13 protein-coding genes are annotated in these 12,921 nt (G+C 54.8%); 9 read left to right on the plus strand and 4 right to left on the minus strand.

The annotated features are described in order from the left end of the window. Positions 1–11 precede the first annotated feature (11 nt). Entirely contained in the window at positions 12–920 is a 909-nt protein-coding gene (locus HY17_RS01040) for a hypothetical protein (RefSeq protein ID WP_065382695.1), read from the minus strand. Between the two features lie 156 nt (positions 921–1,076). Here HY17_RS01040 and HY17_RS01045 point away from each other — a divergent pair, with 156 nt between their 5' ends. Genes HY17_RS01045 through HY17_RS01055 form a run of 3 tightly spaced genes read left to right on the plus strand, consistent with a single transcriptional unit; the run spans position 1,077 to position 4,758 of the window. Beyond that, on the plus strand, positions 1,077–1,655 hold the full coding sequence (locus tag HY17_RS01045; RefSeq protein ID WP_034761280.1) for a hypothetical protein: 579 nt from the start codon (positions 1,077–1,079) through the stop codon (positions 1,653–1,655). A gap of 17 nt (positions 1,656–1,672) precedes the next feature. Continuing rightward, the gene (locus HY17_RS20110; protein ID WP_139068743.1) at positions 1,673–2,050 is read left to right on the plus strand and encodes an HNH endonuclease signature motif containing protein; all 378 of its coding nucleotides are present in this window, start codon (positions 1,673–1,675) and stop codon (positions 2,048–2,050) included. After that, a complete protein-coding gene (locus HY17_RS01055; RefSeq protein WP_034761288.1) occupies positions 2,047–4,758 on the plus strand; it encodes a hypothetical protein in 2,712 nt (903 codons plus the stop codon). Before HY17_RS20110 ends, HY17_RS01055 begins: the two co-directional genes overlap by 4 nt. Positions 4,759–4,787: 29 nt before the next feature. Here HY17_RS01055 and HY17_RS19080 read toward each other — a convergent pair whose 3' ends face one another. After that, complete coding sequence (locus HY17_RS19080; RefSeq protein ID WP_065382694.1) at positions 4,788–5,174, minus strand: helix-turn-helix domain-containing protein; 387 nt, start codon at positions 5,172–5,174, stop codon at positions 4,788–4,790. A 178-nt stretch (positions 5,175–5,352) separates the two neighbouring features. Then, positions 5,353–5,679: a helix-turn-helix domain-containing protein gene (locus tag HY17_RS19085; protein WP_139068742.1), complete on the minus strand. Its 327-nt coding sequence runs from the start codon at positions 5,677–5,679 to the stop codon at positions 5,353–5,355. 147 nt (positions 5,680–5,826) lie between these two features. Here HY17_RS19085 and HY17_RS01070 point away from each other — a divergent pair, with 147 nt between their 5' ends. From HY17_RS01070 to HY17_RS01080, 3 genes are read left to right on the plus strand one after another with little or no spacing between them, the layout of a single operon-like run. Further along, entirely contained in the window at positions 5,827–7,413 is a 1,587-nt protein-coding gene (locus tag HY17_RS01070; protein ID WP_255342719.1) for a recombinase family protein, read from the plus strand. Continuing rightward, the gene (locus HY17_RS01075; RefSeq protein WP_051599499.1) at positions 7,410–8,312 is read left to right on the plus strand and encodes a plasmid partitioning protein RepB C-terminal domain-containing protein; all 903 of its coding nucleotides are present in this window, start codon (positions 7,410–7,412) and stop codon (positions 8,310–8,312) included. Before HY17_RS01070 ends, HY17_RS01075 begins: the two co-directional genes overlap by 4 nt. 31 nt (positions 8,313–8,343) lie before the next feature. Beyond that, entirely contained in the window at positions 8,344–9,198 is an 855-nt protein-coding gene (locus HY17_RS01080) for a plasmid partitioning protein RepB C-terminal domain-containing protein (protein WP_197020206.1), read from the plus strand. Positions 9,199–9,328: 130 nt separating this feature from the next. Here HY17_RS01080 and folE read toward each other — a convergent pair whose 3' ends face one another. Then, positions 9,329–9,946, minus strand: a complete 618-nt coding sequence (gene folE / locus HY17_RS01085; RefSeq protein WP_034762298.1) for a GTP cyclohydrolase I FolE — start codon at positions 9,944–9,946, stop codon at positions 9,329–9,331. 360 nt (positions 9,947–10,306) lie between these two features. On the opposite strand from folE, the gene cysS reads away from it, so the two are divergent. The 3 genes from cysS to yidD all read left to right on the plus strand — a co-directional run bounded on the left by cysS (position 10,307) and on the right by yidD (position 12,543). Next, the gene (cysS, locus tag HY17_RS01090; protein WP_034761294.1) at positions 10,307–11,692 is read left to right on the plus strand and encodes a cysteine--tRNA ligase; all 1,386 of its coding nucleotides are present in this window, start codon (positions 10,307–10,309) and stop codon (positions 11,690–11,692) included. Between the two features lie 61 nt (positions 11,693–11,753). Beyond that, positions 11,754–12,212, plus strand: coding sequence for an iron-sulfur cluster assembly scaffold protein (locus tag HY17_RS01095; protein WP_034761297.1), 459 nt, complete (start codon positions 11,754–11,756; stop codon positions 12,210–12,212). Then, positions 12,196–12,543 carry a membrane protein insertion efficiency factor YidD gene (gene yidD, locus HY17_RS01100; protein ID WP_034761299.1) on the plus strand — a complete coding sequence of 116 codons (348 nt, stop codon included), beginning with the start codon at positions 12,196–12,198 and terminating at the stop codon, positions 12,541–12,543. Before HY17_RS01095 ends, yidD begins: the two co-directional genes overlap by 17 nt. Positions 12,544–12,921 lie beyond the last annotated feature (378 nt).

Raw genomic sequence — 12,921 nt, forward strand, 5'->3', positions numbered from 1 at the left:
GATTTCTGCTGCTAGTTTATAGCAGAAATCTCATCAGAATTCGACGTTGGATCGGCAATTGTAATCAACAAACTCAGCATCAGCGGCAGCCAATTCGGATCGGCAAATGCGCTCATCAGGATAGTTGGAGTTGGCTCTGGGAAAGCTTGAGCAAACGCCCCCAAAATTTCGATCACCTGTTTCAGCTCGCGAAACATTTCGACGGCGCCAAGCAGTTGGGCATCGGTCGCATTCCGAACGCGATTGGCCAACGCCAGATCTGTTTCATCCTCGATGCCAAGCATGCCCGCCATCAAATTCGGGATAATGTGTAGAGGCAGTTGCGTAGGATCAAACGGCAATCCGCCTGGAATGACCTTATTCAAATGACGTTCGACATCTGTTTGATATTCAGTCGTCTGTAGTGGATTTTCGCTAGTTCCACCGATTGCAGAATTGATCGCCGCAAACATCAGGTCTTGGGGCAACACAAACCCGGTCTCATTCAGTAACGGATCAACTTTGGATGTCAGTCGTCTTTGCGCAGTCGATAAGTTCGCGAATTCTTCTGGGTGGTCACTCGGCACATAGTTTCGAAGACCGTCACGACGCATGCGCTTGATGGACCGAACTGCCTCAACTTCCAGACTCTCTCTTAATTGCGTAGGATCAATATCGAAGCCTTCAGCAGCCAGACCCAATCGCAATTGATTTGTGCGCTTAAATCCTCTCGCCTCCATGGCCACTAAAGCGAGGCAGCGTTCGACGCTGTCGTCTGAATAAGACCAATCAGGTGCCACCGCACGCTTCTGACCTTTGGGCTTAGCGCCGGTCACAAGTTTTTTGCTCACCCAGCTTTCAAGCTTGGCCTCGCTTGGCGGCTCAACGCCATGCTCGGCTGCTTTCACAGCCAGTTCGTCCAGAAGCTCGGCCTTATTCACAGCGAAACCCAGTTTACAAATCCTACGCAAATTGGATGCAAGTCGCAGACCAAGGCCTCGCTGCGATTGGCTTTCTGTCTCCTATCCGAATTGGATGAAGAGTCCCCGTCTTAGGAGTCATGCCGGTCTTCAGTTGTTTGAACTGGAGGCCGGCCAATGGCCAAGAAGAGAGACTACAAGGCCGAATACGCCCGCCGCATTGCGCGCGGAAAGGCCCGTGGTCTGTCCAGGTCGCAGGCTCGCGGGCACCCCCGACAGGGTGAAGTGCCGATCAAGCCGGCCGCTCTTCGCCCTATAAACGAAGAAAAGATCTCGCAAGCGCTTCAGGCGATGTACGCCGGAACGTCGCTTACGGCAGCGGCGAAGTCAGCTCATGTTTCTCCGGACAGGCTAAAGCGTGCACTGGTCGCGAAGAAGCTCGGAATCAAAGAGGGGCGGCGTTGGATTGTGACCGACGCCCGTCCACGCCGCGTACAGATCATTGTCGACGCAAAGTCAAAGGCAATCATCGTTCCGACTTTTGCAGACGCAAGCCGCGTCGGAGTTTATCGCAACCGGGTTCGCCGGTTCCTGGACACGCACGACCTTACTTATCTTGAAGAGTTCGAGGGTGAGACCGTCACAGACATCAACGGCAAATCCTGGCTGCTTGAGACCGATCCCAACGTGCTGATCCGGTTCGCGCTCAAAGATGAGCCCGCATTCCACGAAATCTACCAGATCGTTGAACCATAACAGGAAAGGAACATCTTATGGACGATATCATAAACCCCAAGGAGCTGCGCAAAGAAGCGCACTTCCGACGCCTGAAAAGTCGCAATCCGATTTGCTTAAGATGCGGATACAACACATGTCCTGCTGCGCTTGAATACGCTCATGTCATACCCCGCAAATTTGGTGTTGGAGATGGAGGTGCGCTGTGTCGCAATTGTCATCGCGAGATCACTGAAGCCGAAGTCGGTCTTGGATTTACTCCTCAAGCAGAAGATCGGGAGCTTGAACAAGCCGGGCGCTATGTCCTTGCACTGGGTGAGTGGCTCGAGATCATCGCACGTACCCTCAAACACTTCGGCGCGTCCCTTTTGCAGCGAGTTGAAACCATTCCGGCACAGTCGGAGGGCGAACAATGAAACGGTCTCCATTCCGAGCCCCGATCGCCGTGCGTGTTTTTACGAAGCCGAACGGAAAGCCCCTCGCCCAGAAGAGGGCGGGTGGCTCCGATAATCTGGTATCCGAGTTCCATGTTGTGTTCGACACGGAAACAACTTTGTGCCCCGCTCAGAAATTGCGGGTCGGTTGCGCCCAAGTGCGTAAGGCAAACCATCTCGTTCGCGAACTCTTGTTCTATGCGGATGACCTGCCGACCTCCGACATCAATACGGTTCGAGAATATGCTTTCGCGAACGGACTTGATGTTTGTACAGTTGCCGAGTTTCGTACCAAAGTTTTGCTGACCCTTTGTTATGAGGCGCACGGTACTTTGGTAGGATTTAACCTACCGTTCGATATCTCCCGGATTGCTCTCGACAAAGTCATTGCTCGAGGCAACATGCGCGGCGGCTTCAGCTTTCCCCTCACACCATGGAAAAGCGATCCGCACATACGTGTGAAGCATCTTAGCTCTTCGGCCTCTTTGATTGATTGGGCGGCTCCCGGCAAACAATACACCGGACGGGGTATGCGCAATCGCGATCAGAAAGTGCCCGTCAATCGCGGTTCCTTTGTCGATGTGAAAACTCTGGCAAGCGCGATGCTGACGGGACGCTATTCTCTGAAGACTCTGGCAGAGAAGCTGAACGTTCCGACCCAGAAGCTCGAAACTTCAGAGCATGGCGGCCCAATTACGTTCGAGTATCTCGATTACCTGCGCGCAGACGTGCAGACGACTTGGGAATGCTTTGAAGTTCTGGCTGAACGTTATGCGGAATTCGAACTCACCACGCCCATCAGCCGGATTCTCAGCGAAGCTAGCCTTGGTAAAGCACTACTTGAGAAGATGGGCATTGAGCCTCTTCTGGCGGGTGGCTGGGAAAAAGTAGACGTCTCCGCTTTCGGGCATTTGCTGCCCACATATTTTGGCGGACGTGCGGAGGTCCGCATTCGACGGCAGGCGGTGGGGGTCATCCATACCGACTTCAAATCCATGTACCCAACTGTGAATGCCCTTCAGGGATTGCATGAATTCCTGGTGGCAGATGGGTTCGAAACCTACGACGCGACTGATGAGGCAAATGCCTTTTTGAAAGAGCTTTGCCTGGAAGTTCTCCAGAACAAGGCAACCTGGCGAAACCTGCATGTCATTGTCGAAATCGTACCGGATGGGGACCTGCTGCCGGTGCGGGCACCCTATGCCGGTCCCAGCAAGCCATACACAATTGGGCTCAACTACATGAAGGCTGAGTTTTCGTGTTGGTACGCACTCGCTGATTTGGCGGCCTCGAAAATCCTTACGGGTAAAATCCCTCGCATTCGTCGCGCGATCGGGTTCCGCCCCGGTCCTAAGCAAGTTGGATTGCAGCCCGTCAATCTGATGGGGCGGGAAGACTGCCTGCTGGATCCGAACGCCAGCGATTTGTTTTCAGCGATCATCAACATGCGCGACAAAGCCAAAGCGGCCAAAGACCCAATTGAGAAACATCTGAAGATCCTCGCGAACTCCACCGGCTATGGTGTCTATGCGGAAATCATCCGTGATGATGCGCCGAAGCCGGAGCCACTCACGATCGTTGGGATGGATGGTCAGGAAACTGCGTGTCAGTCAAAAGCCCTTGAAGAGCCGGGGCGGTACTTTCATCCCCTCCTGGCGACCATGATAACAAGCGGTGCACGATTGATGTTGGCCTGCGCAGAGGCCGTGGCTGAGCGGCAAGGTCTTGGATGGGCGTTCTGCGATACGGATAGTCTTGCGATTGCCCGCCCCAATGCGATGGACCGGGATGTGTTTGAAGCCTGTGTTCAGAATGTGATTGATTGGTTTGTGCCTCTCAATCCCTATGAGAAGCCGGGTTCGATCTTGCAGATCGAAGACGTGAACTACGCACCGGACACCAAAGAACATGTCCGTCTGTATTGCTGGGCCATATCAGCGAAGCGCTATGCACTGTTCAACATCGATGCGGATGGAACCCCAATCATCCGCAAAGCTTCCGCACATGGCTTGGGGCATTTGATGGAGCCTTACGGCGAAGATGATCCAGCTCCAAATGTACCGCCCCCCATATGTGACCTTCCCAAGGTCGGGGTCAAACGCTGGCAGTATGATCTCTGGTTTCACATAATAAAAGCAGCACGTAGTGGGCAACCCAATCAGGTTGGGCTCGACTATCACTCAGCGCTCTCAAAGCCGGCCCTGATGCGATACGGGGCGACGAGTCCTGCCCTCTTGAGATGGGTGAAGGCTTTCAATGAGGGCAAGCCATTCTCCGAACAGATCAAGCCGTTTGGGTTTATGGTCGCGCCTGTCGCGAAGGGAGCATCCGACCTGGAGCCGGAGGCGGAACTGATGAGCAATAGTCCTCGCGGCAGACCGCAGACGTATTTACGTCCGAAGCCGGTTGCGCCGTTCGAGCGTGATCCTGCCAAAGCTGCCGCTTGTACGTTTGATCGTGAGACCGGAGAGCCGGTTCCGCTTGAGTTGCTGAAAACCTATGCTGAAGTATTGCGACTTTATCATCTGAGTTCTGAAGACAAATTCGAGAATGGCGGACCGTGGGATACCGGACTGACAGCGCGTCGCTATATCTGCGCAGCCGAAGTCGTATTGATCGGGAAGGAAGCGAATAAGGTTGGGGATTTTGGCGAGATTGATCCTGAGAGAAAAGCAGTTGCGAAATTTTGAACCTTCGTACTTCGCTTCAGTGAAAGCTGCTAGCTATTGGACATAGCTTTGAGTACGCGCGCCATTTGCATCAACTTTTTGCGCGAGCGAGTTCGATTGATCCAGGAGCGACACTCCTCGCGTGCGGCTTCAACTGCGCCGTTTTTCTTTCTCTTTAATCGCTGCGTATCGTTGAAGAGGTCGTCTACGGTAACGCCTAACGCATCAACAATTTCCACAATCTTGGATGCGCTAACGCGGCTTTGACCGACTTCGTACTTTTGGACCTGTTGCTGACTGACGCCAATACTGGCCCCAAGTTCGGCGATGGTAAGGCCACGCTCATTTCGTAGGATTCTAATATTCCGGCCAACTTGCTCGTCGACACTTGTTGGTGCTCGAGAACCGGCGTCCTCTTTTCGACGGCTTTTTTTCATGGCTTCCATCCGCTTTCTGGAACCAAGTTAGCATTATAGTTGAAAACAACTATAAAGAGTTGGTTGCCAGATTTCTGAATGGAAGCCGTCGATAAAGAGTGCGTCTCTTCGCCGGTTGCGAAGACAGCTACGAATGACTTCGACTAAGAAATGGAAAAGCTTGTCGCCCCGTTGGTGGTTATTGCTTCTTAGATCTTAGGTGGTTGGACGCAGCATCCTTGGCGTCCTCAAGCAACTTCTGCTGATCAATCGGCTCAAGTTGTCGATAAGCTTCAAGCAATTGCTTTTCTTGGATATTTTTGGTGCGGAGATCCGAACTGATTAAGTCCAACGGATCACATTCAAACACTTCGGACAACTTCTGCAACCATGGGATTGATAGTCTTCGACGCCCATTTTCTAAGTGGCTTATTTGCTGGTTGCTCGCACCAACAGCCTCTGCAACTTCGTTCAAAGTCATTCCGCGCGCATTGCGGAACTCTTTAATTCGATTAGCCAGCGTCAATACAAGAGCCCCGCGCCCTGAAGGTACGATTCTACAAAAGTAAGATTTGATGAGGATGGCAATGAATCAAAGGCATTAGACTCCGAGCGGATTTCCTACTATATGTAGGAACTCTGTTTAGTTTGCTGTCGGCGTTCGAGAAGTGCGATGAGCGATCGGGACCAACCGCGTACGCGCCAGGAATTGTCCGGATTAGGTGCCCCTAAGGACAATAAGCTGCCAGTTGCGCAGTATTCTCGCATGTCGACGGAGCATCAGCGTTACTCGATTGAGAACCAACAAGCCGCAATTAAGAGGTATGCTGATAAACACAATATGGAAATTGTTCAGAACTACGCCGATGCTGGAAAAAGTGGTCTAAGCATTGATGGGAGAAGCGGCTTAAAGAAGTTGATCGTTGATGTCACAACCCAGAACGTTGGCTTTAAAGCAATTCTGGTTTTTGACGTTAGCCGCTGGGGGCGCTTTCAGGACGCCGACGAAGCTGCCTACTATGAATATATATGCAAGAAGGCGGGTATATCCGTTCATTATTGCGCTGAGCAATTTGATAATGATGGCAGTCCAGTTTCGACAATTGTCAAAGGCGTAAAGAGAGCAATGGCCGGTGAATATAGCCGGGAGTTGTCGTCAAAAGTATTTGCTGGGCAATGCCGCCTGATTGAGAAGGGCTTTCGACAGGGAGGCTCTGCCGGATACGGCCTAAGACGAATGCTTGTCGATGAGCAAGGCACGGAAAAGGGTGTTCTCACTCGAGGACAACAAAAGAGCCTACAGACGGACCGGGTCATACTAGTACCAGGCCCCAAGGAAGAAACTCAGACGGTAAAACGCATCTATGACATGTTCGTAGAGCAAGGCATGAGCGAAGCCGAAATTGCTGCTTCGCTGAACGCTGAGAATATCAAAACTGACCTTGATCGCGATTGGTCCAGGGGAACAATTCATCAGATCCTGACAAACGAAAAATACATCGGGAACAACCTATTCAACAGAACCTCCTTCAAACTAAAGCAACGACGTGTGAAGAACACACCGGATATGTGGATCCGTGCAGAAAATGCTTTTGAACCGATCGTTTCAGCTGAACTGTTCCATACTGCGAAGGGCATCATTCGAGAAAGGGCCCGGCGGTTTTCCGAACAGGAGATGCTGGACCGCCTAAAATCCCTGTACGATCAATATGGATACATTTCGGGAATAATTATCGACGAAGCCCCAAACACACCATCCAGCAGCGCGTATTCACACAGATTTGGTAGTCTTATCCGAGCGTATTCGCTAATTGGCTTCGAACCTGACCGGGACTATCGCTATATTGAGATCAATCGCACATTGCGGTCCTATCACGCTGAAACGGTTGCGAGTATCGTTCGTGCGATAGAGCTATTAGGGGCAACGGTTGAGTCTGACCCTGCCACGCAACTGCTGACGATAAACTCTGAATTCTCAGTGTCGATTTGTATCGCCCGGCACCTGTTCACGAATGCGGGCTCATCCAGATGGAAGGTTCGTTTCGACTCCAAGCTCCGCCCTGATGTCACTATTGGTGTACGAATGGATCAAGAAAATGAGGCGGCTCTGGACTACTATTTGCTTCCCCGTCTTGATTTTCAATCATCGTCCGTACGTCTTGCGCTACACAATGAGCTGGCATTGGACGTCTATAGATTTGAATCGATCGAACCCTTGCTGAGAATGTCGGATCGCACGCCGATTGCAGAGGTTGCATGATGCCGAGAAGCTCTGCCGACTCGGTCACGGAGATCAAAATAGAAGACATCTACGTCTTGAATCCACGCGACCGAAATCGAGCCAAGTTTCGAAAAATTGTTGAGAGTATCTCGGCAATTGGTTTGAAGCGTCCAATCAAAGTAAGCCTTTCAACAGGAAAGGCGAAGTCCAAGCCTTATGTGCTCATATGTGGTCAAGGTAGGCTCGAAGCGTTCAAGGCTTTAGGTGAAACTCGAATACCTGCAATCGTTGTCTCTCTTTCGGAAGAAGAATGCTACGTTCAAAGCCTGATCGAAAACTTGGCCCGACGATCACCCACCTCACTGGAAACCGTGCACGAAATTGGAGTGCTGTCTGACAGAGGCTTCACCTCTTCTGATATTGCGGCAAAGACAGGCCTTAGTCCGGATTATGTGTCCGGACTGTTGAAGCTGATCAATGACGGCGAACAACGTTTGTACGCAGCCGTCGAACGCGGCGATATTCCGATCAGTATTGCCGTCGAGATCGCTCGAACTGGCAGCCATGAAACGCAAGCGGCTTTAAACGAGGCTTACACACGAAAGGAGCTGAGGGGTAAGAAGCTCAAAGCTGCAATTAAGCTTGTGAGAGATCGCGAAAGGTGGGGCAAAGCTATAACGAGGGCAAAATCCGGATCGAGTAGGCCTGTAACGGCACACGCTATGGTGCGGCACTACAAAAATGAAACTGAACGACAGCGCAGTTTGATTAGGCGAGCCAACCTGACCGACGCACGCCTTGCTGTCGTCAAAAGTGCTTTAGGCGCGCTATTCCACGACGAACACTTTGTTACCCTGCTTCGGGCGGAGGGATTAGAAACCCTGCCTACACAGATTGTGGACTTTCTGGACGATGAGGTCGGCGATAATGCAGTCTGAGATAGTTCGAGCTTTCGAAGATGAGTGCCTGATGCTGAAGTTGGATGACTTGGTGCCCTCCAAGCTCGTCTCCAAACCTACTAAAGCCACGAAGAAATTCGAGCAGATCTGCTGCTCCATTGCGGAAGTTGGTCTGGTAGAGCCGATTGTTGTGCACCGAATAAAGAACGGAAAAGGCAAATACCTAATCCTGGACGGCCATATGAGGGTCGAAGCTTTACAGGACGCTGGAGAAACGGAAGTCACGTGCCTGGTATCAAGCGACGACGAAGGGTACACCTACAACAAAAGAGTAAATCGCCTTTCGACCGTACAAGAACATTTCATGGTCCTACGGGCTATCGATAATGGAGTCTCAGAGAAAAAGATCGCGAAAGCGCTTGGCCTAAACATCGAGTCCATTCGCAGAAAGAGAGACCTTCTCAAAGGCATCTGTTCAGAGGCCGTTGATATTCTCAAGGACGCCAAGTTTGCAATGGATACTGCGGGAATCCTGAGAAGGATGACCCCAATAAGGCAGATTGAAGTTGCAGAGCTTATGGTTGCAACAAACAACTATTCCAGTTCTTACGCCAAAGCATTGCTGGTTGCCACAAAGTCAGACCAGTTGCTTGACCCGACCGGCAATCGTTCGATTCGAGGGGTGTCTGACGACGACCGGCGCAAGATGGAAAGAGAAGTTGAGGAACTAAGAAGAGACATCAAGTCGGTCGAAGACCACTATGGAACCAACATGCTCAAACTTGTTGTTGCAAGCGGGTACATTTCTCGACTTCTCGATAACGGCAATGTTTCAAAATATCTGGATCGACACCATCAGGAACTACGGGATCAGCTGTATTCGTTACAGGAAAGTATTGATGCCGACCTTGGGGCAAACGCCTGATTTAGGTCATTTCCCGCGTCATACATCGCAAACCCACTAATCCAATGAGCCGAAATGTAATTTATCGCCGGAGATGACTATACCCCCGGCCTTTCCGGGGCCGGGGTTCGTTGTTCGGTTAGGCTCGAGATCAGCCGCGGCCGGTCATCCGCAGGAAGCGGTTGCGCAGGTCAGCGTCCGATTTGAAGACACCGGTAAACTGCGTCGTGATCGTGGACACGTCCTTGTGGTGCACGCCGCGGGTGGACATGCACTCATGCACGGCGTCGATAAGGACGGCCGTGCCCATCGGGGCGAGGCTTTCGGTGATGGCGTCGCAGATCTGGGACGTCATGGTTTCCTGCGTTTGCAGGCGCTTGGAGAAGATCTCCACCACGCGGGCCAGCTTGGAGATGCCGACAACGGCTTCGGTCGGCATGTAGGCGACATAGGCCTTGCCGAGGAAGGGTGCCATATGGTGCTCGCAATGGCTTTCCACGTCGATGTCGCGCAGCATGACAATGTCGTCATAGCCCTGCACATCCTCGAAGGTGCGGGAGAGGTATTTCACCGGGTCTTCGGTATAGCCGGAGAACCATTCCTTGTAGGCATTGACGACGCGCTTCGGCGTGTCGATCAGGCCTTCACGGGCCGGGTCGTCGCCAGCCCACGCGATCAGCGTGCGAACCGCTTCTTCAGCTTCTTCCTGGGATGGGCGTTTCACGGGTTCCGCGCGCGCAATTTCATTCTTTGGTGTGATGGCGTCCATTGCCATGTGTGGAGTCCTTCGACTGAGGGACGGGGGTCGAGCCGGGGCGTCCCTTGGAGGTCTTTCTTGCCTCCTGCCCGGACTTAACGCCCGCCCGGAGTTGATACCCTCAGGGCGATAATGAGGAACATAAGGGGCCAAAGCCCCGGTTTCCAGCGGATTCTACGGTGACGACGCGTCATCGGATCAGTCCCGATTGCGTTTCGCTGCGTCAACTGGTAAGGCCCGGCCCATGTTCGCGCCTGCTTTTCCCTTCTGTCGCCGCTGCTGTTGTTGCCGCTGAGGCCACAACGCGCCATTAGGGCTGCCAGAAACTGACCCTGCCGGCATTTCCCGAACAAACCCGATCCAGAGACACAAATGACCATCCGCCTTTACGACACCGCTGCGCGTGAAAAACGCGTTTTCGAGCCGCAGGACCCCAAACGCGTGACGATGTATGTCTGCGGCCCCACGGTCTATAACTACGCCCATATCGGCAATGCCCGTCCGCCCATCGTGTTCGATGTGCTGCGGCGCCTCTTGAACCGCACTTATGGTGCGGACGCCGTCGTATATGCCCGCAACATCACCGACATCGAGGACAAGATCATCAAGGCCTCGCTGGAGACCGGTGCGCCGATTGCCGAGATCACCAAGAAATATGCCGGCATCTACAATGCCGACACGGCCGCGCTGAACGTGCTGCCGCCGAGCATCGAGCCCTGGGCGACGAACCACGTTGCCGAGATGATCGAAATGATCGAAAAGCTCGTCCGCCGCGGCTATGCCTATGTCGGCAATGAAGGCGTCTGGTTCGCCGTCAAGCAGATGCCGGATTATGGCAAGCTGTCCGGCCGCAAGCTGGAAGACAATGAGGCGGGCGCCCGCGTCGAAATCGACGCGGACAAGCGCGACCCCGCCGACTTTGCCCTCTGGAAGTTCGCCAAGCCGGGCGAGCCGGAAGCCGCGATCTGGGACAGCCCGTGGGGCAGGGGCCGCCCTGGCTGGCACATCGAATGCTCCGCCATGGCGGCCAAGCATCTCGGCAAGACGATCGACATTCACGGCGGCGGGATCGACCTTCAATTCCCCCACCACGAGAACGAGATCGCCCAATCCGAATGCGCGCACGGCGAAGTCATGGCGAACTACTGGCTGCACAATGGTTTCCTCGACATGGGCGGGGAGAAGATGTCGAAATCCCTCGGCAATGTCGTGCTGGTGCATGACCTGCTGAAGGCCTGGCCGGGCGAAGTGCTGCGCCTTGCCATGCTGAGCGGGCATTACCGCGCGCCGCTCGACTGGACGGAAGACCTGCTGAAACAGGCGAAGGCGACGCTCGATCGTATCTATGGCGCCCTGCGCCGCGTATGGGACGCCGACGGCGGTGAGGCCCGCGACACTGGCGTGCTGCGCGCGCTGGAGGACGACCTCAACACGCCGGAAGCGCTCGCCGAGCTTTCCCGTCTGGCCGGTGAAGCCAACACAGCTGCCGACCAGAAAGACGAAGCGGCGATGGCAAATGCGAAAGCGAACCTGCTCGGCGCCGGCAAGTTGCTCGGCCTGCTGACGCTGACCCCGAAAGACTGGGAGCAGGGCGGGGACAATGACGAAAACGCCCGGATCGATGCCCGCGTTCAGGCGCGGGTCGATGCCCGCGCCGCCAAGGACTGGGCTGAGGCCGACCGGATCCGCAATGAACTCGCCGCCGAAGGCATCGAGATCATGGACGGGGCGGGCGGTTCGACCTGGCGCCGGGTCTAGGGAGGCTTCCGGCCCTTTCGCCGCCTTGCACTGGCGGAAGGGCAGGGCCATCTTGCCGGCGATGAGCGAGCTTTACCACAACCGCATTCTCGAACTGGCTGCAGAGATCCCGAATGTCGGGCGGCTCGGCGATGCCGAAGGCTCTGTGACCAAGGTCTCCCGCGTCTGCGGTTCGATCGTGCATGTCGATCTGAAGCTGGACGAAGCGGGTGAGACTGTCACGGAAATCGCTGTCGATCCAAAGGCTTGCGCCCTCGGGCAGGCCGCGACGTCGATCCTCGCAGAGCACGCCGTCGGGGCGCCGGTCTCCGAGATCATCGCTGCGCGTGACGCTCTCAAAGCCATGCTGAAAGACGGCGGCCCGCCGCCCGAAGGTCGCTTCTGGGAGCTGCGCCACCTGGAGCCCGTGGCCGACTATCCGCCCCGCCACACCTCCACCATGCTCGCCTTTGAAGCCGCCGTAGCCGCCATCGAGGAAGCGCTGCAGAAGCGCGCCGCCGCTCGTGCAGCCGCCGAGTAAGAGTCTGCGCCACCGGGCCGCCTACGGGCTGCTCTGGGTCTACAAGCATGGGCCGAGCCAGGTGATGTGGGCGTTCGGCGCACGGTGCCAGCACACGCCAACCTGTAGTGAGTACGGGGCTGAATGCATCTCCCGCTTTGGCTGGTGGCCGGGCTTCTGGATGACGCTGGCGCGGTTCCTGCGCTGCCGCCCGGGCGGCACGATGGGATGCGACCCGCCGCCGGACGTGAAACCGCAAGTGCCGGTCTGGCAGCCCTGGCGCTATGGCGACTGGACGGGCAGGGGCATGAAGCAGGCCTGCAAGCCAGTTGAAAAACCTCCGGAGGCATGACATATCGCCGCGATGCATTTTCGTCTGATCACCGCGCTGACCACACGAACCCGCCGGGGTGCCTGACGCGCCTTCGGCCCGCACACCCGTGCGCGCCCGCTTCATGCACCCGCCAAAAGCCCTGAAACCGAGCCACGAATGGTGCGGCCTGAACAGTGTGTCTGATCTGGCCCGAACACCATGAAGAACACCATGTATGGACCATTTAGAGCTCGGCCCATTCCCGGAAGCCGCCTGACTGCAGACCGCCCGATTTGAGGGTGGGAAAAGCGGTAAAGAAGCGCTAAGCAAGCCGCCGCATAAGGCTTTTACAACAGGCTTTCCGGGCCCTTGGAATTTGCGCCCCCTGCGGGCGACCGAAATCGAAGAAGACGACCG

The organism is Hyphomonas sp. CY54-11-8, from assembly GCF_000682735.1.
Classification (GTDB): Bacteria; Pseudomonadota; Alphaproteobacteria; order Caulobacterales; family Hyphomonadaceae; genus Hyphomonas.